Annotated in this window: 24 protein-coding genes; 13 read left to right on the forward strand and 11 right to left on the reverse strand. The window is 64.5% G+C overall.

Annotated features, from left to right (window positions below; translation table 11 throughout):
- Positions 1–229: 229 nt before the first annotated feature.
- From CK215_RS01730 to CK215_RS01745, 4 genes are read left to right on the forward strand one after another with little or no spacing between them, the layout of a single operon-like run.
- Positions 230–1282, forward strand: coding sequence for an ABC transporter substrate-binding protein (locus CK215_RS01730; RefSeq protein WP_095829914.1), 1053 nt, complete (start codon positions 230–232; stop codon positions 1280–1282).
- 24 nt (positions 1283–1306) lie between these two features.
- The gene (locus CK215_RS01735; protein WP_095829915.1) at positions 1307–2806 is read left to right on the forward strand and encodes a sugar ABC transporter ATP-binding protein; all 1500 of its coding nucleotides are present in this window, start codon (positions 1307–1309) and stop codon (positions 2804–2806) included.
- Entirely contained in the window at positions 2803–3768 is a 966-nt protein-coding gene (locus CK215_RS01740) for an ABC transporter permease (protein ID WP_095829916.1), read from the forward strand. The genes CK215_RS01735 and CK215_RS01740 overlap by 4 nt, the downstream gene beginning before the upstream one ends.
- Positions 3765–4736 carry an ABC transporter permease gene (locus tag CK215_RS01745; RefSeq protein ID WP_095829917.1) on the forward strand — a complete coding sequence of 324 codons (972 nt, stop codon included), beginning with the start codon at positions 3765–3767 and terminating at the stop codon, positions 4734–4736. The genes CK215_RS01740 and CK215_RS01745 overlap by 4 nt, the downstream gene beginning before the upstream one ends.
- Here the strand turns inward: CK215_RS01745 and CK215_RS01750 are convergent.
- Complete coding sequence (locus CK215_RS01750; RefSeq protein WP_095829918.1) at positions 4710–5651, reverse strand: amidohydrolase family protein; 942 nt, start codon at positions 5649–5651, stop codon at positions 4710–4712. The two genes, CK215_RS01745 and CK215_RS01750, sit on opposite strands and share 27 nt — an antisense overlap.
- Positions 5652–5719: 68 nt before the next feature.
- Between CK215_RS01750 and CK215_RS01755 the strand changes: the two genes are divergently transcribed.
- The 5 genes from CK215_RS01755 (at position 5720) to CK215_RS01775 (ending at position 10318) form a co-directional block, all read left to right on the forward strand.
- Positions 5720–7045, forward strand: a complete 1326-nt coding sequence (locus tag CK215_RS01755; RefSeq protein WP_095829919.1) for an alanine racemase — start codon at positions 5720–5722, stop codon at positions 7043–7045.
- Between the two features lie 34 nt (positions 7046–7079).
- On the forward strand, positions 7080–7424 hold the full coding sequence (locus tag CK215_RS01760; protein WP_067000282.1) for a RidA family protein: 345 nt from the start codon (positions 7080–7082) through the stop codon (positions 7422–7424).
- Positions 7425–7433: 9 nt separating this feature from the next.
- A complete protein-coding gene (locus CK215_RS01765) occupies positions 7434–8444 on the forward strand; it encodes a succinylglutamate desuccinylase/aspartoacylase family protein (RefSeq protein WP_095829920.1) in 1011 nt (336 codons plus the stop codon).
- Positions 8445–8480: 36 nt separating this feature from the next.
- A complete protein-coding gene (locus CK215_RS01770; protein ID WP_095830160.1) occupies positions 8481–9659 on the forward strand; it encodes a hypothetical protein in 1179 nt (392 codons plus the stop codon).
- A gap of 155 nt (positions 9660–9814) precedes the next feature.
- Complete coding sequence (locus CK215_RS01775) at positions 9815–10318, forward strand: hypothetical protein (protein WP_095829921.1); 504 nt, start codon at positions 9815–9817, stop codon at positions 10316–10318.
- Between the two features lie 27 nt (positions 10319–10345).
- Here CK215_RS01775 and CK215_RS01780 read toward each other — a convergent pair whose 3' ends face one another.
- Positions 10346–11674: a DNA polymerase IV gene (locus CK215_RS01780; protein WP_095829922.1), complete on the reverse strand. Its 1329-nt coding sequence runs from the start codon at positions 11672–11674 to the stop codon at positions 10346–10348.
- Positions 11675–11739: 65 nt separating this feature from the next.
- Between CK215_RS01780 and CK215_RS01785 the strand changes: the two genes are divergently transcribed.
- Together CK215_RS01785 and CK215_RS01790 are read left to right on the forward strand one after the other, a co-directional pair.
- Positions 11740–12315 (forward strand): GNAT family N-acetyltransferase, encoded by a 576-nt coding sequence (locus CK215_RS01785; RefSeq protein ID WP_067328128.1) that lies wholly within the window; start codon positions 11740–11742, stop codon positions 12313–12315.
- A gap of 101 nt (positions 12316–12416) precedes the next feature.
- Positions 12417–14000 carry a hypothetical protein gene (locus tag CK215_RS01790; protein WP_095829923.1) on the forward strand — a complete coding sequence of 528 codons (1584 nt, stop codon included), beginning with the start codon at positions 12417–12419 and terminating at the stop codon, positions 13998–14000.
- A gap of 9 nt (positions 14001–14009) precedes the next feature.
- Here the strand turns inward: CK215_RS01790 and CK215_RS01795 are convergent, their stop codons facing one another.
- Together CK215_RS01795 and CK215_RS01800 are read right to left on the reverse strand one after the other, a co-directional pair.
- Positions 14010–14663 carry a hypothetical protein gene (locus CK215_RS01795; protein WP_095829924.1) on the reverse strand — a complete coding sequence of 218 codons (654 nt, stop codon included), beginning with the start codon at positions 14661–14663 and terminating at the stop codon, positions 14010–14012.
- Positions 14660–14959, reverse strand: a complete 300-nt coding sequence (locus tag CK215_RS01800; RefSeq protein ID WP_095830161.1) for a DUF3572 domain-containing protein — start codon at positions 14957–14959, stop codon at positions 14660–14662. Before CK215_RS01800 ends, CK215_RS01795 begins: the two co-directional genes overlap by 4 nt.
- Before the next feature lie 238 nt (positions 14960–15197).
- Here CK215_RS01800 and CK215_RS01805 point away from each other — a divergent pair, with 238 nt between their 5' ends.
- Both CK215_RS01805 and CK215_RS01810 read left to right on the forward strand, forming a co-directional pair.
- Entirely contained in the window at positions 15198–15569 is a 372-nt protein-coding gene (locus tag CK215_RS01805; protein ID WP_027166515.1) for a response regulator, read from the forward strand.
- 16 nt (positions 15570–15585) lie between these two features.
- Positions 15586–16959: a PleD family two-component system response regulator gene (locus CK215_RS01810; RefSeq protein ID WP_095830162.1), complete on the forward strand. Its 1374-nt coding sequence runs from the start codon at positions 15586–15588 to the stop codon at positions 16957–16959.
- Positions 16960–17466: 507 nt separating this feature from the next.
- Here CK215_RS01810 and rpmG read toward each other — a convergent pair.
- From rpmG to topA, 7 genes are all read right to left on the reverse strand, one after another.
- Positions 17467–17634, reverse strand: coding sequence for a 50S ribosomal protein L33 (rpmG, locus tag CK215_RS01820; protein ID WP_040995604.1), 168 nt, complete (start codon positions 17632–17634; stop codon positions 17467–17469).
- 155 nt (positions 17635–17789) lie between these two features.
- Positions 17790–18248 carry a hypothetical protein gene (locus CK215_RS01825; RefSeq protein WP_095829925.1) on the reverse strand — a complete coding sequence of 153 codons (459 nt, stop codon included), beginning with the start codon at positions 18246–18248 and terminating at the stop codon, positions 17790–17792.
- A 98-nt stretch (positions 18249–18346) separates the two neighbouring features.
- A complete protein-coding gene (locus tag CK215_RS01830; protein ID WP_095829926.1) occupies positions 18347–19522 on the reverse strand; it encodes an MFS transporter in 1176 nt (391 codons plus the stop codon).
- 19 nt (positions 19523–19541) lie between these two features.
- The gene (locus tag CK215_RS01835) at positions 19542–20282 is read right to left on the reverse strand and encodes an NUDIX domain-containing protein (protein ID WP_095829927.1); all 741 of its coding nucleotides are present in this window, start codon (positions 20280–20282) and stop codon (positions 19542–19544) included.
- 183 nt (positions 20283–20465) lie between these two features.
- Positions 20466–20906 (reverse strand): DUF983 domain-containing protein, encoded by a 441-nt coding sequence (locus tag CK215_RS01840; RefSeq protein WP_095830163.1) that lies wholly within the window; start codon positions 20904–20906, stop codon positions 20466–20468.
- Positions 20906–23215 (reverse strand): ribonuclease R, encoded by a 2310-nt coding sequence (rnr, locus tag CK215_RS01845; protein ID WP_095829928.1) that lies wholly within the window; start codon positions 23213–23215, stop codon positions 20906–20908. The genes CK215_RS01840 and rnr overlap by 1 nt, the downstream gene beginning before the upstream one ends.
- A gap of 6 nt (positions 23216–23221) precedes the next feature.
- Complete coding sequence (gene topA / locus CK215_RS01850) at positions 23222–25789, reverse strand: type I DNA topoisomerase (RefSeq protein ID WP_095829929.1); 2568 nt, start codon at positions 25787–25789, stop codon at positions 23222–23224.
- Positions 25790–25821: the final 32 nt, after the last annotated feature.

The following is a 25821-nucleotide window of genomic DNA, read 5'->3' on the forward strand; positions in this document are numbered from 1 at the left end:
CAAAAATCATTTTCGGCTCTCGTCTCAAGACGCTTGAAAGATGTCAAGGCTCAGTCTAGCATCCCGTTTGTCCGATATACAGACATGTTGTCTGGAATATCGGACAAACTAACGAGCCGGACAGAAGAAGTCCAGACGACAAAACGAGCGGTTTCCGCCAGCGGCGACCGCGGTGTTTCGCCGTCTCGACTCCGCACGTCCTGACAAGAGCTACAGAAGGGGAACCGTCATGAAGAAGTCATCGTTTTTCGCATCCGCCAGCGCCGTTTGCCTCGGTCTCATCCTGGCCGTCGGTGCCGCCTCGCAGGCCGATGCGGCCGCGAAGTGCATCAAGGGCGACCGCAAGGCGCCGTATACGATCGGCTGGGCCAACATCTATTCCGTGCCGACCTGGATGAAGCAGACGCAGGGTACGATCGAAGCCGAGGTCGAGGCGCTCAAGAAGCAGGGGCTGGTCGACAAGCTGGTCGTGACCGACGCCCAGGGCGACGCCAATGTGCAGATCCAGCAGATCCAGTCGATGATCGATTCCAATGTCGACGCCATCATCCTGATTGCCGGTTCCTCGACCGCTCCGGCGCGTGTGATCGCGGATGCCTGCGCCAAGGGCATCGCGATCATCAACTTCGACAGCCTTGTCGACACCGACCAGGTGACGGCCAAGGTCAACACGGATTCCTCGCAGTGGGGCGACCAGGCTGCGAAGTTCCTGATCGACGCCATCGGCGGCAAGGGCAAGATCCTCATCCTCAACGGTCCGGCCGGCGTTTCGGTCAGCGACGACCGCCGCAAGGGCGCCGATGCCGAGCTCAAGGCCCACCCCGACGTGAAAATCCTCGCCGAGACCAACACGCCGTACAATGTCGCGCCGGCCCAGGAAGCCGTCACCAGCCTGCTGTTCGCCAATCCCGAGATCGACGGCATCCTGTCGCTCGGCGGCGCGCTCTCGGCCGGTGCGGTGCTCGCGCTCGACAAGCAGGGCCGCGACCAGGTGCCGATCACCGGCGAGAATGCGCGCCAGTTCCTCGAGCTGTGGAAGGAAAAGGGCCTGAAGAGCTGGGCGACCATGCAGCCGAACTGGCTCGGCGCCTTTGCCACCTACACCGCGGTCCAGGCGCTGGAGGGCAAGGACGTGCCGGCCTTCGTCAAGATTCCGCTGCCGGTCATCGACAATTCCAACATCGATCAATACCTCGCCCGGGCGAAAGATTTCCCGGCTGACGGTTACATCTATTCGCCCTACGATGAGGAGCTGTTCAAGAAGCTGCTGGCGCAGAAGTAGGCCGGAAAGGTCGCAGCATTGACCATGGCTCCGCTCCTTGCCGCGCGGGGGGTGTCGAAGGCGTTCTTCGGCAACCCCGTCCTGCGCGACGTCTCCATCGCTCTCCAGCCGGGCCGCGTGCATGCGCTGCTCGGCGAGAACGGCGCCGGAAAGTCGACCTTGATCAACCTCCTGTCAGGTGCCTTGCGCCCGGACAGCGGGACCATCGAGGTCGATGGGCGTGCCGTGGCACGCATGACGCCAGCGCTCGCGCGGCAGGCCGGCATCGCCGTCGTGCAGCAAGAGCTCAGCCTGACGGCCAGCCTTTCGATAGCCGAGAACATCGGCATCGGCGCCTATCCCAAGCGCTTCGGGCTAGTCGATTACAGGGAGCTTGCCGCGCGGGCGAAGGCGGCATGCAAACTTGTCGGCCTCGACGAGCCGTTGTCGACACCAGTTGGGAATCTATCCCTCGGGCGACGGCAGATGGTGGAGATCGCCAAGGCTCTCTATCGCCGGCCGCGCGTGCTCATCCTCGACGAGCCGACCTCGTCGCTCTCGGCGGCGGAAACGAAAATCCTCACCGCCCTGTTGGGACGGTTGCGTGGAGAAGGCGTCGCCATTCTCTACATCTCGCACCGGCTCAACGAGGTGATGGCGCTCTGCCAGCATGTGACCGTGCTGAAGGACGGCACCTGCACGGCCGACCGGTCGCTGGAGGGAACCGACGCGACTGGATTGGTGCGCCTGATGGTCGGCCGCGACCCCGGCGATCTCTTTCCGAAATGGCAGCCGTCGGCATCGCCCGGCGCCGCCATCTCGGTCCGCGGCTTCTCGGCCGGCCTGATGCACGACGTCGACCTCGACATCGGGACCGGCGAGGTGCTGGGCATAGGCGGCCTGGTCGGTCAGGGGCAGGAGGATCTGCTGCTCGGTCTTTATGGGGCCATCCCGGCGAGGACGGTTTCGGCGACGGTAAACGGCGTGTCGGGCCTGCCGGGCAATGTGCCGAAAGCCAACGCGCTGGGGCTCGCCTATGTGCCAGCCGACCGTAAGCGCGAGGGCCTCCACCTTATTCATCCGATCATCACCAACATGATGTTGCCTTCCCTCGCGAGGCTTCCGTCGTTGAAGCTGCGCAGCCGCAAGGCTGAACGCCAGAAGGGAAGGGATCTCGCCGCCCAGCTTTCCATCAAGGGCGACCTGCAGCGTCCGGCGCAGGCCTTGTCGGGCGGCAATCAGCAGAAGGTCGCGCTGGCGAAGTGGATGCCGCACGATCCGCTGGTGCTGCTGCTCAACGATCCCACGCGTGGCGTCGATGTCGAGACCAAGCGCGAAATCTATCTGATGCTTCGCGCCTTCGCCGCCGCTGGCAAGGCGGTCGTGCTGCTCAGTTCCGATACGCCGGAACTGGTGCATCTATGCGACCGCGTCGCGGTGGTTCGTGAAGGCCGCGTCGTCAGGATGCTCGAGCGTGCCGCGCTGAGCGAGGAAGCCATCGTGTCGGCGGCGATGGGTGCAGAGAGGCGGAAGGTGGCGGCATGAGCATCATTCCGTACGCGAGAGCCAACGGCGCGCTCTACTGGCAGGTGCAGGCGCGCCGCAACATCGGCGTTCGCAGCCTCTTCCTGGTGGTGCTGGCGTTTCTCATCGCCTATGCCGTGCTTTTTCCGGGCCTGTTCACGGTCTCCGGCTTTGCCAAGTTCACCCAGAGCTGGTTCCCGCTGGCGCTGGTGGCGATGGCGCAGGCGATCCTCATGCTCACCGGCGGCATCAGCCTTGCGATCGGCGCGACCGTCAGCCTCGGCGCGGTCATTGCCGCGACCACCATGGCCGGACCGCTGGGCGTCGCCGGCGGCGCGGCCGCCGTGGCGCTTGCCGGGCTCGGCATTGGCGCCGCGACCGGCTTCATCGTGGTCAGGCTGCGCCTGCCGGCGATCGTGGTGACGCTCGCCGGCTCGTTCATCATCGGCGGCGCCGCACTGCTGATCCTGCCGAGGCCTGGCGGCTCCATCCCGGCTTGGCTGTCCGACCTGCTTGCCGGCGACACGCCAGCGGCGTTCGTGCTGTTGCTGGTGGTCGTCCTGCTGTGGAAGCTCTATCTCGCCACGCCGCTTGGATTGAGCCTCTATGCCGCCGGCGAGAATCCGGTCGGGGCTTACCGTTCCGGTGTGCCGGTCGACGCGGCGCGTGTGGCCGCCTATGCGATCAGCGGCCTCTTGTCGACCGGCGCCGGGCTGTTCGTCGCCGCGCAAACGGGCTCTGGCGATCCGGTCATCGGCACCGCCTTCACGCTCAATTCCATTGCCGCTGCCGTGCTTGGCGGCATTGGCTTTCTCGGCGGGCAGGGCACCATGCGCGGCGCGCTCGCCGGCAGCCTGCTGCTCAGCCTGATGATCAGCGTGATGTTCTTCCTCGGCTTCACCCCGGTAGCGCAGTATGTCGCGCAAGGGCTGATCATCATCGGCGCGGTCGCCATCCCGCAATTCCGCAAGGTGCAGCAATGACAGCGTGGACCGACAGCCCCGGCGGCAGACGCGCCAGGGCGATCCTCACCAGCCGACCGTTCCTCACCCTTGCCATCGTCGTCGCAGTCTGGATTGCGGCGAGCATCGCATCGCGCGGCTTCGGCGCCTACGGACATCTGCGCTACCTGGTAGAACTTGGCGCGGTGATCGGCCTCGTGGCGGCCGGGCAGACCTTCGTGGTGATCGCCGGCGGGATCGATCTCTCGGTGGCAGCGATCGTCACCGTCAGCGCCATCAGCCTGCCGCTGCTGTCATGGCAGGCCGATCCGACCGGCCTTGCCTCCGTGCTCGCGGTGGTTGCGCTGACCACAGCTATCGGCGTGGTCAACGGGTTAGGGGTGGCGCTGCTGCGCGTCCATCCGATGATCATGACGCTGGCCATGGCGACATTCCTGCAGGGTCTGCTGATCATCATTGCCGGCGGCAGTGCCGTCACCGCCGAGAACCCGCTGGTTCATTGGCTGGGCAATGCGCGGCCGGCCGGCATTCCGGCCGGCATCCTGCTATGGATCGCGGTTTCCGTGCTCGTGCTGACACTGATGCATGCAACGCCTTTCGGCGCCCGCATCTTCGCCATGGGCGCCAATCCGCTTGCGGCTTCGTTATCGGGCGTGCCGATCATTTCCACGACATTGGCTGTCTATGGCATCAGCGGATTCACGGCGGGGCTCGCGGGCGTGCTGGTGCTCGGCATGAACGGGCAGGGCTATGTCGGGATCGGCGATCCTTATCTGCTCGCCTCGATCGCCGCAGTGGTGCTTGGCGGCACCTCGATCCTCGGCGGGCTCGGCACCTATGCGGGCACCATCCCGGGAGCCATCCTGCTGGTGACGATCACTGCGCTGATCACCGTGGTCAATGCATCGCCCGGCTGGCGCAGCATCCTGTTCGGTTCGCTCATCCTCGGGCTGCTGCTGCTCTCAGGCAGGGAGCAAGCCCGGCGATGACCCGGCGTCCAGGCGATAGATGCGAGCGGCGTTGCCAAAGAACAGCGCCGCCTGCTCGTCCCGGGAAAGATCGGCGGTGATCACCTTGAAGCTGTCATATACCTCATTGAACGAGGCGTGCAGGCCGGCGACCGGGAAGTCGGAGCCGAACATCGCGCGCTTCATGCCGAAGCAGTCGATGCAATGCAGAACGATCGGCCGCAGACTTTCGAGCGTCCAGTCATGATCGTAAGCGACCAGGTCGGATATCTTGATGGCGACGTTCTCGCGCTCGGCCAGCAGGCGCAGCCCGTCTCGCCATCTCTGCAAGCCTTCGGGGTCAGGGTCGATCGGGCTGCCGCAATGGTTGAGGACGAATTGCTGGTCGGGAAAGGCTGCGGCGAGGTGCGCTGCCTCGGCCAGTTGGCGTGGAAACACCATCAGGTCGAAGGAGAGCCCGTACCGGGCGAGCGAGCCAAGGCCGGCGCGCCAGGCGGGATCGTCCATTATGCCGTCGCGAGCGGCGAAGCGCCGGGCGGGATCAGGGTCCCAGCTCAGAATGTCGCGTATGCCGATGACGCGGTCGAACGCGTCCTGCGCCTCGATCAACTCCGCCGCGTTGTGGTTCGCCAACGGCACATGGACGACGTAGCGCGCCGCTACGCCGCACGACTTGTCGAGCGTCTCGAGCCAGCGGGTCTCGCCGACGCTGTCGTCGCTCGCCCAGCCGGCTTCGACATGGACGCTGGCGACGACATTGTGCCGGGCGGCGTCGCGCAGATAATCCTCGGGCAGATAGTTGCGGCGCAAGGCACTAAGCTCGCCGAGACCGCCGCGTTCGCCGGCAGAGGCGGTCAGCCAGGGATGGCGGCCGAGGCTGAGATCCCAGAGATGGTGATGGGCGTCGATGATGGGTCCGGAGTAGGGATTTGGCACGCGGTTCCCTCAGGCCTTGGCCGGCAATCGGTTGAGCCATTGTTCGGCGACGGAAGGGTTAGCATCGGATGAGCGAGAACACACCGGCCCAATCGCTTGTCGTGCATGAAAATTTCATGCTCGACGATCGTATCCGTGGCGTGCCCCCCGGCACGTCTGGATTGAATTCCAGCCTGGCCGGACAGCAAGGCTGGCATCCGGCCGATGGCCGCATGTCGCTGCCGCTGCTTACCCTTGACGAAGCGGCCTTCGCCTCAAATCGCGACTTGTTCCTGCGTTATGTGCGCGAACAGGGCGCTGCGGTCGCGCCGCATGCCAAGACGCCGATGGCGCCGGATCTCGCCCATTCGCTGGTCAAGGCCGGTGCCTGGGGCACGACGGTCGCCGATATAAGGCAGGCAACGGTGATGCTGAAGGCGGGTCTCTCGAGACTGATCATTGCCAACGAGGTCGGCGGCGCCGGTGGTGCAGGCCGGCTCGCGAAAGTGACTGGCGCGTGGCCGGATGCCGAGCTCTATGTCTTCGCCGACTCGGTCGCGGCCGTGCGGGCACTGGCGGATGCGTGGCGGGCAGCTGCCGATCTCCCGCCGTTGCGTGTCCTGGTCGAGCTCGGCGCGGCGAGGGCGGGCGCACGAACCACGGCAGAGGCCGAGGCAATCGCCGATGCCGTCGCTGCGACCGGCGGACGGCTGCGCATTGCCGGCGTCGGCACCTATGAAGGCGCTGCCGCTCAGCCTGATCCGCTGCGCACCGATGAAGCGGTCTCTGCGCTGCTGGCATCGGTGGGCGACATGTTCCTCAGGCTCCGCACTCGCCTCGGCAGCGAGGCTCCCCTGGTCGTGACGGCCGGCGGGTCGGTCTTCTTCGACAGGGTGGTGGCGGCGCTTTCGCCGCTGGTCGAACAGGACGGCAAGGCGACGCTGGTGCTGCGCAGCGGCGCCATCTTCTTCCACGACCACGGCGTCTATGACCGATCGCTTGGCGCGGTCGACAGCCGCAGCGGTTTCGAGCTCGGCGGCGCCACCGCCTCGGCGCGCAATTCTTTCCGTCCGGTCCTGCGTGTCTGGGCCGAAGTGCTTTCGCGGCCGGAACCTGATCTCGCCATTTGCGGCATGGGCATGCGCGACGTCTCCTTCGACCAGGGTTTCCCCAAGCCGCTCAGGGTGTATCGTTCGGGCGATCCGCTGCCAGCTTCACCTGAGAAATCACAGGTAATCAAGCTCAACGATCAGCATGCCTTTCTGGCGCTCCAGCCTGGCGACGACATCGCGGTCGGCGACGTCATCGAATTCGGCATTTCGCATCCCTGCACCTGCCTCGACCGCTATCGCGTTCTTTTCGGCGTGGATGCGACCGGTCGTGTAGCCCATGCCATTCCGACCTATTTTGGCTGACCAGGCCTCCAAAAAGAACTCGAAAGGATCCGAGATGATCAAATACTTCCAGTCCGGCTCTCGCATGTCACAGGCCGTGGTGTATGGCGGCATGGTGCATATAGCCGGCCAGGTCGCCAACGACCGCAAGGGGGGCATCGAAGCGCAGACCAGCGATGTTCTGGCCAAAGTCGAGGCGCTGCTGCATGAGGCCGGCAGCAGCAAGTCGAAGCTCGTGGCGGTCAACATCTTCCTGCCGCAGATCGGCGATTTCGACGCGATGAACAAGATCTACGATGCCTGGGTGGATCCCGAGCGCCTGCCGGCACGCGCCTGCGTCGAAGCGCGTCTGGCCGACCCGGACCTGCGCATCGAAGTCACCGCCGTCGCGGCCGTCTGAGAGGACAGCATGCATACCGGCCTTGTCCACACGCTCGATTTCGACCGCGAAGGCAAAACGCTCGGCTATCTCAGCATTCCGTTCTCGGTCGACCGCTCTCCCTATTTCCAGGTCAAGGTACCGATCTGCACCATTCGCAACGGGAAGGGTCCCTCACTGCTGCTGATGGCTGGCAACCACGGCGACGAGTATGAGGGCGAGCTGTCGCTGGCCAAGCTGATCCGCCGGCTCGATCCGGCCGCAATCAGCGGTAGCATCACAATCCTGCCGATGGCAAATGCGCCGGCGGTTATGGCCGCCAAGCGCTGCTCGCCGCTGGACGGCGGCAACCTCAACCGCGCGTTCCCGGGCAATCCGTCGGGCACGCCGACCAGTCGGCTCGCCCATTTCCTGGAAACGGAACTGTTTCCCCGTCACGATGTCGTCTTCGACATCCATTCGGGCGGCACCTCGATGGAGCATCTGCCAACGGCGCTGGTCGAGCGCAATGCCGATGCCGAGCGCCATCGGCGGGGTGTCGAGCTAATGCGCGCGCTCGGGATGCCGTTCGGCTTCGTCGCAGACAACGGCCAGGCCTCGCCGACCTCGATGGGTGCCGCGCGCCGGGCGGGCGCCATCGGCGTCAGCGGCGAATTCGGCGGCGGCGGAACCGCTACCGTCAATTCGATGACGCTTACCGCTCGCGCGCTCGATCGCCTGATGGTCGAGCTGGGCGTGGTCGCGGCGCCGGTGCTCACATCGGACGCAGAGCCGGCGAAGCCGACGCGGTTGCTTTCGCTGTCGAGGCACAGCCAGGGCATCTACTCGACGCGGCGCGGCTGGTTCGAGCCTGCGGTCCGCCTCGGCGACAGCGTCAGTGCTGGCCAACTGGCGGGATGGTATCACGATCTCGAACGGCTGGAGCTTGCCGAGGAGGCGATGCGTTTCTCCGAAAGCGGCATTGTGCTGTCGCGCCGGCTGCACACCATGTGCGAGGCGGGCGACTGCCTGATGCAAGTGGCCGAGCCGGTCGAAGGCTGACGCCGGTCCGGAAGGGACGAAGAACCGAGGATGAGCATGCAGCTTTCGATGTGGACCTATCCCTGGGACATTCAGGATCTCGGCCTGGAGACGGTCGAGCGCGATATTGTCCAGCGCGCCGGCCTCAACATGATCAGCCTGGCCACCTCCTATCATGCCGGTCGCTTCCTGCAGCCGCGCAGCCCGTGGCGAAAAGCCTATTTTCCAGAGGATGGCACCATCTATTTCAAGCCGTCAGCGGCGCGATGGGCCGACCTCGCCATCCAGCCCAAGGTCGCGGATGTGATCAGCGAAGGCGGCGACGTGCTTGGCCAACTCGTCCGCCGGCGGGAACAGGGCGGCCCCGGGGTCTCTTGCTGGACGGTGTGCCTGCACAACACCCGCCTCGGCATGCTTCATCCCGAGGCGGTCACTCGCAACGCCTTCGGCGATCCCAACTATTACAATCTCTGTCCCTCGCATCCCGACGCGCGCGCCTATGTCCGGGCGCTGGTTGCGGACATCTCGCACGGCTACAAACCGGATAGGATCGAACTCGAAAGCCCTTCCTTCATGGGATTTGCCCATGAATACCATCACGAGAAGGACGGCGTCGGCCTGACGCCCGAGGAGGATTTCCTGCTGTCGCTGTGCTTCTGTCCGTCCTGTGTCGATCGCGCGGCTAAAGCCGGCGTCAACGCCGAACGGGCGCGAGCGCTCGTCCGGCAATGGATCGTCGAGACCTGCGAGCGCGCAGTGCCGGAGCGGCGCTTTCCCGGTTTTCCAGCGAGCGGACTCGAAGTTTTCGGGCCGTGGCCCGAGCTACATGCCTATCTGGTCTGGCGCTTCGAGCCGGTGACCAGTCTGGTCGCCGAGCTGCGCGAGGTGGCACATCCGGCCACCAAGGTCCTCATCATCGACCTCAAGGAAGGCTGGCTGGGCGGCTGCGATCTGGCGGCTGTCGGCAAGGTCTGCGACGGGGGGATCCTGTGCGCCTATGACATGCAGGCCGAGGATGTCGCAAGCCTGGTGGCGGCTGGCCGCGCCGCGCTCGGCCCCGGCAAATTTCTCGGCACCGGCTACCGGCTTTTCTACCCGGAAATGGCGGGTCCGCAGTTGCTAGCGGCGAAGGTCAGCCCGGCGCGGACAACTGATGTCGATGGCATCAATTTCTATAATTACGGGCTGGTGCCGGCGGCGCGGCTGGATTGGGTGAAGGCCGCGCTCTCGGCCTGAGCCGCCGCCAGCTTAAAATACCCTCACGCCAACCGGCCTTGTTGCAAAACGGTCATATCGGCAAGGGAACCTGCCAGGATCGCTTGCGTTCCTGAGTCTGTTTGCGCCTTCCGAGGCCAGGAGGCGTGTTTCGGCTCCAACGGGGGAGAATTTCGATGAGACCAGTGGTTCCGCTCGTTCTCGCCGGCTGCCTGATGACTGCCGCGAGCGCCTACGCCGACGATGCAGATTTCCTGCGCTCGTTCCAGGGCAGCTTCGTCGGCAACGGCACCTTCAAGGTGAGCGCGAATGCGCCGACGGTGAATATCTCCTGCGACTTCAAATCCGGCGCTACCTCGACCTCGCTGTCGCTCGACGGCAAATGCCGCGGGCTGATCTTGATGACGCGGGAGATCAGCGCGGATCTGAAGGCCACCGGCAGGGGCTATAGCGGCGTCTACATCGGCTCGCGTACCGGGCCGGCGCAATTGAACGGCAGCCGTTCGGGCAACGCGCTCAACCTCGGCATCCGTTGGGCAAAGGAGGTCAATGGCGACCGCAAAGCGCAGTTGACCGTCGAGAAGACCGGCAGCGACAGCATGCGGCTGACAGTGACCGACACAAATCCAAAAACTGGCAAGACCATGGTGACGAGCCGGATCGACCTGCAGCGCACCTGATCAGGTCCCCATGAATGCCAGCCGGTCTCAGTCCTCGAGCGGCTCGGGCGGGTTGGCGGCACGGCCCTTGCCGAAGGTGTAACCGGTCTCGACGGCCTTCCTGCCGAATTTGTCGCGCAGCTCGTCGATCGCGGTTTCGGCCATCGCGCGCTTGCGCGACTGGACGTCGACCAGATCCGGCGGATCGGCCTTCCCGTCGTCGGAAAGATCGCTGACGCCGATGCCGAGCAGGCGGAATTTCGTGCCGTCGGTCTCGCGACGCAACAAATCGAGCCCGGTCTGGAAGATGCGATCGGCCAGCCGTGTCGGATCGCCAAGCTGGCGGTTGCGGGTGCGCAGCTTGAAATCCTGCGTCTTCAGCTTCAGCACCACGGTGCGCCCGGCAATGCCGGATTTCTTCAGCCGCGCCGAGACTTTTTCCGACAGGCCGCGCAGCACCGGCACCAATTCTGCCAGCGAGCCGATGTCGTTGTCGAAGGTGGTTTCGGCCGATACGCTCTTGGCATCGCCGCCGGGGTCGACGCGGCGGTCGTCCTCGCCGCGCGAAAGCCGGTAGAGCCGGTCGCCCATGACACCGTAACGGCGCATCAGCTCGCCGCGCTCCATGCGCTGCAACTGGGCAATGGTGCGGATGCCGTCGCGCTCGAGCGTCGCGGCCAAGGCCTTGCCGACGCCCCAGATCAGCGTGACCGGCTGCCCGGCGAGAAAGCTTGGCGCTTCCGCTTCGCCGATGACTGAAAAGCCGCGCGGCTTGCGGAAGTCCGACGCGATCTTGGCCAGGAACTTGCAGTAAGAGAGACCGGTGGAAACGGTTATGCCGAGTTCCTTCTCGACGGTCTGCGCGAAGCGGGCCAGCACAAGCGCCGGCGGCATGCCATGCAGCCGCTCGGTACCGGCGAGGTCGAGAAAAGCTTCGTCGATCGACAGCGGCTCGACCAGCGGCGTCAGCGCCTGCATCAGCGCGCGCACCTCGCGGCCGACGCCGACATATTTTTCCATGTTCGGCGCAATCACCACGGCCTCGGGACAGGCCTCGAGCGCCTTGAACATCGGCATCGCCGAGCGCACGCCCTGGATGCGGGCGATGTAGCAGGCAGTGGAGACGACGCCGCGCCTGCCGCCGCCGACGATCAGCGGCTTGTCCTTCAGCGCCGGATTGTCGCGCTTTTCGATGGCGGCATAGAAAGCGTCGCAGTCGATGTGAGCGATGTGCAGCCGGTAGAGTTCCGGATGACGGGCAAGGCGCGGGCTGCCGCAGCGCTCGCAACGGCGCGTCTCGCTGCGCTGAAAAGCCAGGCAGTCGCGACAAAAGCCGTGTTCGGGATTGTTGACAGGAGCCGTCATCGCTGCGAACATAAAGAGAACAAACGCAATGGTACGACAGTGCAGGGCCGGCAACAAGCTTGGCCTGGGGAGAACGTATGAGCACGACCATAGTACCGCTGAGTCCTGAGCGTTGGACCGATTTCGAGGATCTCTTCGGCAAGCAGGGCGCCTGTTACGGCTGCTGGTGCACGCATTTCCGGCTGACTCCGGCGGAGCGGCGGGCGAGCGACCGCGAGCGCAACAAGGATCACATCAAGGCGCGCATCGAAGCCGGCCCGCCGCCCGGGCTTCTGGCTTTCGAGGACGGCAAGGCCGTCGGCTGGATGCAGGTCGGCCCCCGCGCCGACGTGCCCGAATGGAACAATCAAGGCCGGGGCTCGGCGCCTGTCGATCCCGCGGATGCCCAAGACCCGAACGTCTGGGCGATCTCCTGCTTTTTCATTCGCGCCAAGGCGCGGGGCAGGGGCATCACTCATCGCCTTGTCGACGGCGGCATCGCCTTTGCCCGCGAAAATGGCGCCAGGCTGCTGGAAGCCTGCCCGATCGATCTGTCGCGCGATTCGCGTTCGATCGGGCTGTTCGTCGGCTCGTCGCGCGTGTTCGAGAAGGCCGGGTTCGAGAGGCTTCTGGAGCGCAAGCCCGGTAGGCCGCTGATGCGGCTGGTGCTTTAGCCGCTTGAGGATTTGGCTTACAGTCATCGTCTTGCGGCTGTAATGCTTCTTTTCTACCAGAAGACGAAACGATTTGCCTTCCGAGACCGACGGAGACTGACGTGAAGCGTGTTTTGCCACTTGTTTTCATTCTTGCTTTCAGCGCGCCGGCCGTTGCACAGACCGTCGACAGCCAGGGCGCCAAACAGCTTTCGGACAATCTGGCGCGCTATTTCGGCAAGCAGGCGTTCGAGAAGGGCGTGATCAAGGTCTCGGTCGAAGGCGACGCCTACAAGATCGCAGTGGACGTCAAGGCCCTGGTCAGCGCCCTGCCGGAGCAGAAGCCGTTCAAGATCGACCTCGCGCCCTATGCCTTGTTGGTGAAGCCGCGCAGCGATGGATCCTGGGAGGTCACCTCGGATTTTTCCCAAACCATGTCCTTCGAATTCAACGGACCCGAAGGCCCGCAAAGCATGCAAGTTTCGGTCAAGGACGGCAAGGGCTCCGCCGTCTACGATCCGAACCTGGCGGCGTTCACCAGCGGCACCAGCTCGATGGCCGGCATGACGATGACGTCTCGGGAAGCCAAGCAGCAGGCGGACGTCACCGCCGGTGCCGGCACCGCGACGATTGCCGCCACCAAGTCGGCCAATGGCGGCGTCGACTTCAAGGCAACGCAAAAGGTCTCGAGCTTCGTCGAGACGATCAAGATCGACGATCCCAACAGCGGAATGAATTTTCCAGTCGCCCTGAAAACGCCCGAACTTTCCGTTGATGCGAATGGCAAGGGCGTACGGACGAAGCCGTTGCTCGACCTTCTTGCCTTTGCCGTCGCCAACGAGGACGAAGCCAAGCTCAAGGCTAACCAGGCGGAGCTCAAATCGCTCCTGTTGGCCGCGCTGCCCGTCTGGGAAAGGATCGACGGCAACTACAGCTTCAAGGATTTCGAGGTGGAGAGCCCCGTCGGCAAATTCGCGGCGAAGCAGTTCAGCACCGCGTTCGCGATGGACGGAATCTCACCGAACGGCAGAGTCGATTACTCGATCAAGGCCTCCGGCCTGACGATCCCGCAGCAAGCGCTGCCCGCCTGGAGCGTCGCGTTGCTGCCGACGGATATCGACCTCAACTTCGGTGGCGCCAATATTGATCTCGATACGATGGCAAGGAAGACGATCGAAGCCTTTGATCTCAATAAGAATCCGTCGCTGCCGGATGCATTCGGCAAGGCTTTGGTCGAGGATTTCAAGGCCAAGAAGCCCAAGATCGTGTTCGGGCACTCGACAGTGAAGAATGGCGGTATCGAAGTCGCCATGGAAGGCGAGGTGTATTTCCCGGATAGCAAGAAAGCCGATGGGAGCGTGACCATCGACGTCGCCGGCTACGACAGGATCGTCGATGCCCTGAAGGAAGCGGCAAAGAGCGATGAGCAAATGGTGCAGGCCTTCCCGTTCGCGCTTGCCGTCAAGGGTTTTGGCAAGACACTGCCTGACGGTCGCCTGGAGTGGGTGATCAACACCAAGGCCGATGGGTCCATCGTCGTCAACGGCGCCATGCTGAAGGGCCCGGATAAAGTCCAGGACGACAGCGCGGGGCAGGACGACAATTCGAGCGGCGATGACGGCGCGAACAGAACTGACAATTCAACCGGCGGGGCCGATTCGGACGGCGGCGACAATGGCGGGGCTGGAGCGAAGCTGCAGCCCTGAGCGCCTGAATTATAGCCCGAGCGCGCCCGCAATCCTCGGCGCCGCCTCGCGCCAGTTATCGACCGAGATGATGTCGTCCGGCGTCGGCGGCAGGAAAGCGCGCAGCGAATTGTCGGCCATCAGGTGAAAGAGATGCGCGTCGGTAACCGACTTGCGCGCCGACGCCAGGTTGGCGGGCTGGTCGTCGACGAAGGCGACGGGCCGGCCCTTGGCGCCGCGCAGCTTGGCGATGGCCGGGCCCTTTGCCATTTCCGTGGTCAGCAGAGGGTAGATCAGGCCAAGCGCGTCGAGATACGCCCGGCGCACGGCGCGGTGCTTGTGCGGCATGGCGGTCAGGAGCACGATCTCGGCGCGCTGTCCGAGCGACGCCAGCGCCTCCGCGGCGCCGTCGGTAATGCTTTGCCAATCGGCCTGGGCATCGAAGAAATCGCCGAGAAGCGCCGTGACCTCGGCCTGCTCGATCAGCCGGCCGGACGCCGTCTCGGCGATGTTGCCGGTGAGGCGGAAGGAGGCGAGGGTCAGCCCGAAGCCGCGCGACTTCAGGTAGTGCGGGAAGGGACGGATAAATTCGAGCACGACATCATCGACATCGAGCACCAGCAGCGGCCGGTCGTCGGCCGCCAACTCCTCGATCTGGCGCGCGGTTTCGGGATCGTCGCTCATGTCGAGCGCTCATGATCGTCATTGCCGAGCGGCAGCGCCCGCAAGGCCTTGCCGACGGCAGCCGGTGGCGTGCCCGTTTCCTCGGCAAAGCGCAAAAGCGTCGGCTCGTGGGCGAGGATGAACTGCAGCACGCCGGCAAGGAAGCCCGGCTCCGCGGCAGCGTGGCGGATCGACCGCGCCTCGATGCCGGTTATCGCCAGGAAGCGAGGCAACAGCTCCGGATCGCCGGCGACGAAGCCAAGCGCCCTGACGGCAAGGATTTCCGCCTCCTCGCGCATTGACGCTGCGTTCGTCATCATTACCTTTTGCCGATGTGCATGTTGAGTCTTTCTTCCGCAGTAATGGCAAGCGTCGCTTGCGGCAAGTCTCAGCCGCTTCAGCCCTGCAGCCGCAAGTGGAATGGGTGTGCTTTTCCAACGGCAGGTTTGCGTTTCGTCAATCATATTGACGTAGGGTACAGGCGGGTTGGGTGCGATCCGGCAAGGACGCATGACGGCGGTCTTCGGCTCAGGGGACCGTCGGGACGGGAAATTGATGGCTAAGAAGGTCATGATCGTCGAGGACAATGAGCTCAACATGAAGCTCTTTCGGGACCTCATCGAAGCCAGCGGTTACGAAACGGTCCGCACGCGCAACGGCCTGGAGGCGCTGGATCTCGCGCGCCAGCACCGGCCGGACCTGATCCTGATGGACATCCAACTGCCCGAGGTTTCTGGCCTGGAAGTGACCAAGTGGCTGAAGGAAGACGACGAATTGCACTCGATCCCGGTCATCGCCGTCACCGCCTTCGCGATGAAGGGCGACGAGGAGCGCATCCGCCAGGGTGGCTGTGAGGCCTATATTTCCAAACCAATCTCGGTGCCGCGCTTCATCGAAACGATCAAATCCTATCTGGGCGATGCCTGAGCCGGAGCCTTTTGAGATGACCGCGCGGATCCTCGTCGTCGATGACATCCCTGCCAATGTGCGGCTGCTGGAGGTTCGGCTGTTGGCCGAATATTTCGAGGTGCTGACGGCCGGCAACGGCCCGGATGCGATCGAGACCTGCGAAAACGGCAAGGTCGATGTCGTGCTGCTCGACGTGATGATGCCGGGCATGGACGGCTTCGAGGTCTGCAAGCGGCTGAAGAGCGACCCGGCGACCTCGCATATTCCGGTTGTCATGATCACCGCGCTCGACCAGGTATCGGACAGGGTGCGCGGCCTCGAGGCGGGCGCCGACGATTTCGTCACCAAGCCGGTCAATGATCTGCAACTGATGACGCGGGTGAAGAGCCTGGTCAGGCTGAAGTCGCTGACCGACGAATTGCGGCTGCGCGCCTCGACCACGCGCAACATCGGCATCGAAGAGCTGCTCAGCCGCAACTTCGCGACGGAAGACACCAAGCCCAAGGTGCTTCTGGTGGACGAGCGCAAGTCGTCTATCGAGCGTATCCAGAAGATGCTTCGCGGCAGCGCCGATCTCGACGTCGCCACCGATCCGAATGCCGGATTCTTCCAGGCCGCCGAGACCGCCTATGAATGCGTGCTGATCTCGACGGCCTTCGCCGATTTCGATGCGCTCCGGCTTTGCTCGCAACTGCGCTCGCTCGACCGCACCCGCTTCCTGCCGATCATGCTCTTGGCCGATGAGGGCGAGGAGGGCCGCATCATCCGCGGCCTCGAACTCGGCATCAACGACTATCTGACGCGGCCGATCGATCAGCACGAGCTGACGGCCCGGCTGCGCACGCAGGTGCGGCGCAAGCGCTATAACGATCAGCTGCGCGCCAGCGTCACCCAGACCATCGAGATGGCGGTGACCGACGCGCTGACCGGCCTGCACAACCGCCGCTACCTGGATAGCCATCTTGAGACGCTGTTCGACCGCGCCGTGGCGCGGCGGCGGCCGCTCTCGGTGATGATCACCGACCTCGACCGTTTCAAATCCATCAATGACGCCCATGGCCATGACGGCGGCGACGACGTTCTGCGTGAATTCGCCAGGCGGCTGCGCAAGAACGTGCGCGGCATCGATCTCGCCTGCCGCTTCGGCGGCGAGGAGTTCGTCGTGGTCATGCCGGATACCGACGGGCCAATCGCCGAGAAGGTGGCCGAGCGTATCCGCGCCGAGATCGCGCAGGCGCCCTTCGCAATCGGCAGCGATGGCAAGACGATCGAGGTGACGGTCAGCGTCGGCGTGTCATCGGTGCTGAGGGGAGCCGATACGGTCGCGGCGTTGATGAAGCGAGCCGACCTTGCGCTCTACGAGGCCAAGAGCGGCGGCCGCAACCGGGTTGTCGCCAAGGCCGCCTAGTCCGTGCCACCCAATGGTGCGCAGCAGTTTTGGCGCATCGACATGGAGAAGACCAGAAGACTTAAGCGCGTTGCCTGAATCGTTGCGCCGCGATGCGGTTACCCGCGGAAGCCCCAATTCCGCGTCAACCCGATAGGGTTAGGAATTTACCTTAATCCAAGCGATTCGGGAGCCGTGGTTAAGAAATGGTTGATTTTCATAAGTTCTTGAGCAAATCTGCTTGGCATAGAACGAAGACGAAGCCGGCACGAGGGTAGACTGCCCGGCTCGATCCAGAAAATACCCCATGATGCTCAGGTCCGCCGCATCTCCTGGGTCCGTGGGGTCGGCCGGCCGGCGCTGGCACATAGTGGCCTCCTCGTACCGCTGCCAACCGCCGACCGGCCCCCTTTTTCTCATGATGATTCAGCGTCAGGCAGCCGCGGGCTTTCTTGCTCGAGCATCCGCCCGCTGAAAACAAAAACGCCGCCCCAAGGGGCGGCGTTCGGCATTTCAGGATAAACCGGATTACTTGATCTTGGTTTCCTTGAACTCGACGTGCTTCTTGGCAATCGGGTCGTACTTACGGAACGACAGCTTGTCCGTCTTGGTGCGGCTGTTCTTGCTGGTCACGTAGAAGAAACCGGTGTCGGCGGTCGACAGAAGCTTGATCTTGATGTTTGCGGCTTTGGCCATGATGTTCGTCCGTTAATGTTCGTGGAGTTTTGGCCGCTGGAGCACGGGGAAAACACCCGGACGCGGGAAACTTGGCGCGACACATAAAGAACGCGCCCGGAAAGTCAAGTCCAAGCGCCTTCTTGCCCCGTTTTGACGCGGCGGAACTCGCCGCGTCAGGCGTTCTCCCTGACCTGCAGATCGGCCTTCTTCCAGTCGCCGGTGGTGTTCCACCAGCGGTTCGGATTGGTATGGTCGTCGAGTCCCTTGGAACGGCTGGACAGCAGCGGCTGAATGCGGATCACAGGCTCCTGGTAGGAATGGGCCTGGAATATCGCTTCGGCGACACGGGCGGCGAGCGCCTGATCGTCGGGCAGTTCGAACGACACCTCGACCGTGCCCGGCCGCCTGCGCAACTCGATCTCGGCGCCCGCGGCAGCGCCTTCGAGCGTCCGGTAGCGCTCTATTCCTTGCGCCGACTGGTAGGCATTGCCGTCATACTTGCCCATGCGCAGCGGCGTGATCGCCACCACCGCCTCCATGATGCGCTCGACATCGGCCGCCGGCGCCTGGAAGGTGACGAGCAGAAGCAGTTCCATCCTGAGGGACTTGGTTTCAAAGCCGCTGTCGATCATCGCTATATCCTCGCTCTTCCTGGATCGGAGCGAGGGTATAGCAGGGGGCCTGCTGACACGGTGATGTCAGCATGCCCCGGTGCTGGGCGACATTTTCACTAGAGGATCTTTCGCACCAGCCTGACGAGAACCAGGAGCATGTACGCGGCAAAGAACAGCGCCAGCGACCAGCCGAAGCCCGAAGGGCCGAAGGCGTCCATGCCGATGCCGATCGCCTGCGGGCCGATCACCATGCCGACCCCATAGCAGAGCACGAAGGCGGCGTTGGCGGAGGCGAGCTCATGGCCGGAAAGCTGAGAACCCAGATGCGCAAGGCCGATCGTGTACATGGCCGCGACCACACCGCCCCAGACGAACAGAAGCGCCGCCATCAGGTGCCAGTCCTTGGCGAAGAAAGGCATGAACACGGTTCCGATGAGGCCGACCGTGGCGCAGGCCAGAAGCAGGTAGCGGCGGTCCGAGACTCGGTCGCTGATCATGCCAATCGGTATCTGCAGCAGCACGTTGCCGAGTCCGATCATGGTCAGCAACAGCGCAGCGTCGGCCTCGGAGTAGCCGATGCGGCTGCCATAGACCGGGAACAGCGAAAAGCCGCCGGTCTCGACGGCGCCGAACACCAGCACGGCGAAGGTTGCTGTGGGCACCATCCAGATATAGCGCAGGAAATGGCTGGTTTCGCCGTCGGCGACGATGGCCGGGCTCTCGTTACGAGCCGCCAGCACCGGGATGGCAGCAAGCGTTACCAACGCAATGGTGACGCCGAACGGCAGGAATCCACCGGAGCCGACATGGGCGAACAGCCACGGCCCGGCGGCGAAGCCCAGAGAAAGCACCGTAGCGTAGATGCCAAGCACAAGGCCGCGACGATGCGAGGGCGCCGAGGTGCTGATCCAGAATTCCGACAGAATGAAGAGCACTGTCAGCGAAATGTGCAGCGCGACGCGGAGCGGAAACCACATCCAGAAGGCCGGCGCGAAATGAAAGCCGACAAAAGCGAGCGCGCCAACGGCGATCATCAAAAGCATGGTCTGGGCGACGCCGAGGCGCATGGCCAGCGGCGTGGCGAGCGGCGCGCCGGCGATCGAGGCGAGCCCGGCGACCGCCGTGTTGAGGCCGATCATCGAGGCCGAGTGGCCGCGCGATTCGAGGATGACGCTGAGCAGCGGCATGCCGAGGCCGATGGCAATGCCGACCACGCTGATCGAGGAGATCGCCGCAGTCATCGGCAGCCAGTGTACGCGTTCGTCGCCCTGTTGCTGGGTATCGACCGTCATCGATGGGGATGCTCTGCTTCTAAAGGACTTCGCGAACGAAGCGGTTTCGGATGAGGCGGAAGAACGGCACTGCGCCGCCCGGACGCAGTAACGGATCGCGGGCGAGGCGCCTTTCCAGTTCTTCCAGGATCATGCGGGTGATGTCGGGAATGTCGGCCTTGCGGGCGTCGCCAAGCGGCAGCCAGACGAGCTCTTCCAATTCGTTGGTTGGACCGCCATCGGGCAATTCGACGGCGACATCCTCACGCCAGGCGCCGAAGAACCGGGTATCGAAGCGGCGCACCCGGTTGGGCGGCGTGATGGCGCGGGCAATAAAGCGCAGGGCGTCCAGCGACGGTGCGACGCCGTGTTCGACGAAACCCTGCCAATCGCGCTTGGCGGTGGCGAACGGGCCTTTACGGCCGATCAGCAGGCCGGCTTCCTCGTAAGTCTCACGAATTGCCGACATGGCGATGGCGCGCGCCCGTGCGGCGCTCGCGCGGCCGGGGCCGCTCACAAGCCTTGCCTCTTCCTCACGATGAAGCGAGGCAGCCACCGGAACGCGGCTGTCGGCGGGATCTGTGCGGCCGCCTGGGAAGACGAATTTCCCCGGCATGAAGGCGTGGCCGGCGTGGCGCCGGCCCATCAGCACCAGAACGTCGCTGGCTCTCCTGTCGAGCAGGATCAAGGTTGCGGCATCGCGCGGGCGAAGCGGCCGACCGCCGTGCACGGCCAAGCCTTTATCGAGCTTGTCGACATCCGCCTTGGTCATTCCTTCCATGCGCTCGACCTAGCGGAAACTTCTCGAACGCGAAAGTGGCTTACGTGTCCGGCCTTTGCACCAGCCCCGGACCAAACGTCGCTGCCGCAGCGATTCCAGGAAAAACGCGCAGCGGTTCTCGATCTGGAATTCCACTGTTCGGAGATGGTCGTTGTTTGTCTCAAGGGCAGAACCGCTGCAGGCTTAGGGATGCGGCTCGAACTCGTCCTTCTCGCCGCCGAAGCCGTGCATATAAAGCGCCCATTGCAGGCCGATGACGGCGCCTTTGACCGGCTGCAACAGCGCGATGGCCAGAATAATGGTCAGCGGCACCCAGATCAGCGCGTGCTGCCAGGTCGAAAGCGTGGTGGTGGCCTCCACGGTCATGAAGGCGCCAACCACAATGTGGCCGACGATGACGATCACCAGATAGGCGGGAAGGTCGTCGGCGCGATGGTGATGAAGCTCCTCGCCGCAGACGCCGCATTTGTCGACGGGCTTGGTGAAGGCGCCGAACAGCTTGCCTTCGCCGCAATGCGGGCAGCGGCCAAGCATGCCGCGCTTGATTGCCGTCCACAGCGGACGCGCGACGCGGCCGGAATGATGCTCGCCGCCGAAAACCTGTTCTTCCATACCCTTCGGCATCATCTTCTCCTGCCGCGGGTACCCATGCGCGACTGCGACGCGCGGGCGCGGCCCTTGGTCTTGTGGAACGACCGTCGCGAGCCTGGCAGCGGCTTCGGGTCGCTCAGCATCTCGAAACGCATCGCGCCCGCCATCGGCGCAACCTCGAGCAGCCGCACCTCGACGCGGTCGGCTAGCTGGTAGCCCTTGCCGGTGCGCTCTCCGAACAGCGATCGAGCGGTTTCATCGTAGATATAGTAATCGCCGTCCAAACTTGACACCGGGATGAAACCATCGGCGCCATACTGCGGCAATTGGACAAAGAGTCCCGCCTTGGCGACGCCGGAGATGCGCGCGTCGAAGGTGTCGTTGATGCGCTCGGCGAGGTAGCCCGCGATCAGCCGGTCGACCGTGTCGCGTTCGGCCGCCATGGCGCGGCGTTCGGTGGCCGAGATCAGCGCGCCGACCTCTTCCAGGCGATCCGCTTCCTGCTGCGTCAGGCCGCCGGGACCGAGGCCGAGCGCGGCAATCAGTCCGCGATGCACGATGAGATCCGCATAGCGCCGGATCGGCGAGGTGAAATGCGCGTAGCGTCTCAGGTTGAGACCGAAATGGCCGATGTTCTTCGGCGAGTATTCCGCCTGGCTCTGCGAGCGCAGCACCACTTCATTGACCAGCGCCTCGTTGTCGGCACCGCGCACCCGCTCCAGAATGCCGTTGAACTGCCCGGGCCGCATCTGCGCGCCGCGCGCCAGCGACAGGCCAAGCGTGTGCAGGAACTCGCGCAGCGATTCCTGTTTCGCCAGCGACGGCGCGTCGTGGATGCGGTAGACGAGCGGCTCTTTCTTGCCTTCAAGCGTCTCCGCGGCCGCGACATTGGCCTGGATCATGAACTCCTCGATCAGCTTGTGGGCATCGAGGCGCTCCGGCACGACGACCCGGTCGACGGTGCCGTCGGGCTTGAGCAGGATCTTGCGTTCCGGCAGCTCCAGTTCGAGCGGCTGGCGGCTGTCGCGGCCGCGCTTGAGCACGGCATAGGCGTCCCAGAGGGGCTTCAGAACGCCTTCGAGGATCGGCCCCGTCTTGTCGTCGGGCACGCCATCGATCGCCGCCTGCGCCTGCGGATAGGCGAGCTTGGCCGCCGATTTCATCATGATGCGGTGGAAGGAGTGCCTGAGCTTGCGGCCTTCCGCCGAAAAGGTCATGCGCACGGCGATCGCGGGACGGTCCTCGCCTTCGCGCAGCGAGCAGAGGTCGTTGGAGATGCGCTCGGGCAGCATCGGCACGACGCGGTCCGGGAAATAGACCGAATTGCCACGCTTCAGCGCCTCGCGGTCGAGCGGCGTGCCGTAGCGGACATAGGCCGCGACATCGGCGATTGCCACGGTGACGATGACGCCGCCGGGATTCTTCTCGTCCGTATCGGGTGTGGCGAACACCGCGTCGTCATGGTCCTTGGCGTCGGCCGGATCGATGGTGACCAGCGGCAGATCGCGCCAGTCCTCGCGCCCGGCAAGCGAAACCGGCCTCACGGCGTCGGCTTCGGCGATCACATCGGCCGGAAAGACATGGGGTATGTCGTGGGCGTGGATGGCGATCATCGAGACCGCCTTCTCGCTGGTCAGCGAGCCCAGCACCGCCAGCACCTTGGCCCGCGGCAGGCCGTAGCGCGAAGCGCGCGCCGGCTCGACCTCGACCAGATCGCCATTTTTGGCGCCGTTCTGGAATTCCTTGTCGACGATCAGCTCGGGCTGGCGGCGTTCCACCGGCTCGATGCGAAAGGTGCCGTCCTTCAGCACGCGGAAGACGCCGAGCACGGCTTCGCTGCGCTTCTCGAAAATCTTCATGACCCGCCCGGTATAGGCGGGGCCTGAGGGATCGTCGGTCGGGAAGGTCTTGGCGAGGACGCGGGCGCCGATGCCCGGAACCGGGCCGCTGGCGCCGCGCGAAATGCGGATGGCGATCACGGGCGGCGAGCCCGGGCCGGTGTATTCGCTCGGATGCGCCAGAAGCACACCGTCGTTATCGCGGCCGAAAATGTCGAGCACGGCGACATGCGGCAGGGAGCCGGCGCGGGTGAGCCGCTTGCGGTTCCTGGTCAGCAGGCCCTCATCCTGCAGGTCGCGCAGCAGATCCTTGAGCCAGATGCGGTCCTCGCCGCGCAGCGCGAAAGCCTTGGCTATGTCGCGTTTTCCGGAGCGGTCGGGGTTCTCGGCGATGTAGCGCAGGATTTCGTCGCGCGAGGGCCGGTAGTCATCCTTGACCACCTTCGCCCTGGTGTCGGCGCTGCGCGGATCGCCGTGACTTCTTCCGGAGATCCTGCGCGCCACGTCGTGCTATCCTTTCTTTGCCGCCCGGCGGAACGGCTTCTTGCCGCCTCCGCCCTTGGCTTCCTTCTCGGCAATCAGGGCGATTGCCTCGTCCATCGTCACCGATTGCGGATCCTTGCCCTTGGGCAGCGTGGCATTGACCTTGCCGTAATTGACGTAGGGTCCGTAGCGGCCGTCGCGCACGACGATCTTGCCGCCGCCGTCGGGATGCTCGCCCAGTTCCTTCAACGCAGCCGGCGTGCTCCCGTTGCGGCCGCCCTTGCCCTTCTGATGCTTCTCGGCGATCACCGAAACGGCGCGGTTCAGGCCGATCGAGAACACGTCCTCGATGCTTTCGAGATTGGCGTAGGTGCCGTCGTGCAGCACGAAGGGTCCGTACCGCCCAAGACCGGCCGAGATCATCTTGCCGGTTTCCGGATGCTTGCCGACATCGCGCGGCAATGCCAGCAGCGCCAGCGCCTTCTCATGGTCGATCGACTCGGCGGTCCAGCCCTTGGGCAGGCTCGAGCGCTTGGCGTCCTTGCCTTCGCCGCGCTGGATGTAGGGGCCGAAGCGGCCGCTCCGGAGCGTGATCTCCTCGGCGGTGTATGGATCCTTGCCGAGCAGCTTGACGCCGTCGTCGCCGTTGCCGTTCTCGCCGTTGGGATTGGCGGCGTCGCCAAGCTGGCGGGTATAGGAGCATTCCGGATAGTTCGAGCAGCCGACGAAGGCGCCGAATTTACCGAGCTTCAGCGACAGATTGCCGGTGCCGCATTTCGGGCAGACGCGCGGGTTTGAGCCGTCCTCCCGCGCGGGGAACACCAGCGGCGCCAGCTCGTCGTTGAGCGCATCGAGCACGTCTGAGACGCGCAGTTCCTTGATGTCGTCGACGGCGCCCGAAAAATCCTTCCAGAAGTCGCGCAGCACGTCCTTCCAGGCGAGCTTGCCGTCGGAGATCTCGTCGAGCTTTTCCTCGAGCGAGGCGGTGAAGTCATATTCGACATAGCGCTCGAAGAAGCTTTCGAGGAAGGCCGACAGCAGCCGGCCCTTGGCCTGCGGCACCAGCTTGCGCCGGTCGATGGCGACGTAGTCGCGGTCCTCGAGCGTCTTCAGGATCGCCGTGTAGGTCGACGGCCGGCCAATGCCGAGCTCTTCCAGCTTCTTGATCAGCGACGCCTCGGAATAGCGCGGCGGCGGCTCGGTCGTGTGCTGGGTGGCGTTGATCGCCTCGCGGGCAAGCTGCTCGCCGGCGCGGATTTCGGGCAGGCGGCGGCTTTCCTCGTCCTCCGCGTCCTCGTCCTTCTGGTCGGTGTAGGCGGCGATGAAGCCGTCGAAGCGGATGACCGAGCCGACCGCGCGAAGCTCGGCGGTGCGGGCGCCGTTGACCGCCTCGATCTCGACCGTGGTGCGCTCGATCTCGGCCGGCTGCATCTGGCTGGCGATCGCGCGCTTCCAGATCAGCTCATAGAGGCGCGCCTGATCGGCATCGAGATATTGCCTGACCGATGCCGGCGTGCGCTTGAAATCGGTAGGGCGGATCGCCTCATGCGCTTCCTGGGCGTTCTTGGCCTTGACCGAATAATAGCGTGGGTTTTCGGGCAGGTATTTCGCGCCGAACTCGCTGGCGATGGCATCGCGCGCCGCGGTGATCGCCTCCGGCGCCATCTGCACGCCGTCGGTTCGCATATAGGTGATGAGGCCGGCGGTCTCGCCGCCGACATCCATGCCTTCGTAAAGCTTCTGCGCCACCTGCATGGTGCGGTTGGCCGAGAAGCCGAGCCGCGAGGAGGCGGCCTGCTGCAGCGTCGAGGTGGTGAAGGGCGGGCCCGGATTGCGCTTGGTGGGCTTGGCTTCGACCGACAGCGCCTTGAAGGTCGCACCTTCCAGCATCGCCTTGATGTCGTCGGCCTGGGCCTTGTTGGCGATGTCGAGCTTCTGCAGCTTCTTGCCGGCATAGGCGGTCAGCCGCGCCTCGAAACTGTCGTTGCGCGGCGTGTTGAGGATGGCGGTGATCTGCCAGTATTCCTCGCGGACGAAGCGCTCGATCTCGGATTCGCGGTCGCAGACCAGCCGCAGCGCCACCGACTGCACGCGCCCGGCGGAACGGGCGCCCGGCAGCTTGCGCCACAGCACCGGCGAGAGGGTGAAGCCGACGAGATAGTCGAGCGCGCGGCGCGCGAGATAGGCGTCCACCAGCGGCGCATCGATCTGGCGCGGATTGGCCATGGCCTCCATTACCGAGGTCTTTGTTATGGCGTTGAAGACGACGCGGCTGACCGGCTTGTCCTTCAGCGCGCGCTTCTGCCTCAGCACTTCCAGCACATGCCAGGAAATCGCCTCGCCCTCGCGATCCGGGTCGGTGGCGAGGATCAGCCCGTCGGCGTCCTTGACCGCCTTGGCGATGTCGGCGAGGCGCTTGCCGGAGGCAGTGTCTACCGACCAGGACATGGCGAAGTCCTCGTCCGGGCGCACCGAGCCGTCCTTGGCCGGCAGATCGCGGACATGGCCGAACGAGGCCAGGACCTTATAGTTCTTGCCCAGATATTTGTTGATTGTCTTCGCCTTGGCCGGCGATTCGACGACGACGACGTCCATGAGGTCTCTTATCAGCTGTGAGGCGGCGGAAG

The sequence above is a fragment of the Mesorhizobium sp. WSM3864 genome, assembly GCF_002294955.1.
In the GTDB taxonomy this organism is placed as follows: Bacteria; Pseudomonadota; Alphaproteobacteria; order Rhizobiales; family Rhizobiaceae; genus Mesorhizobium.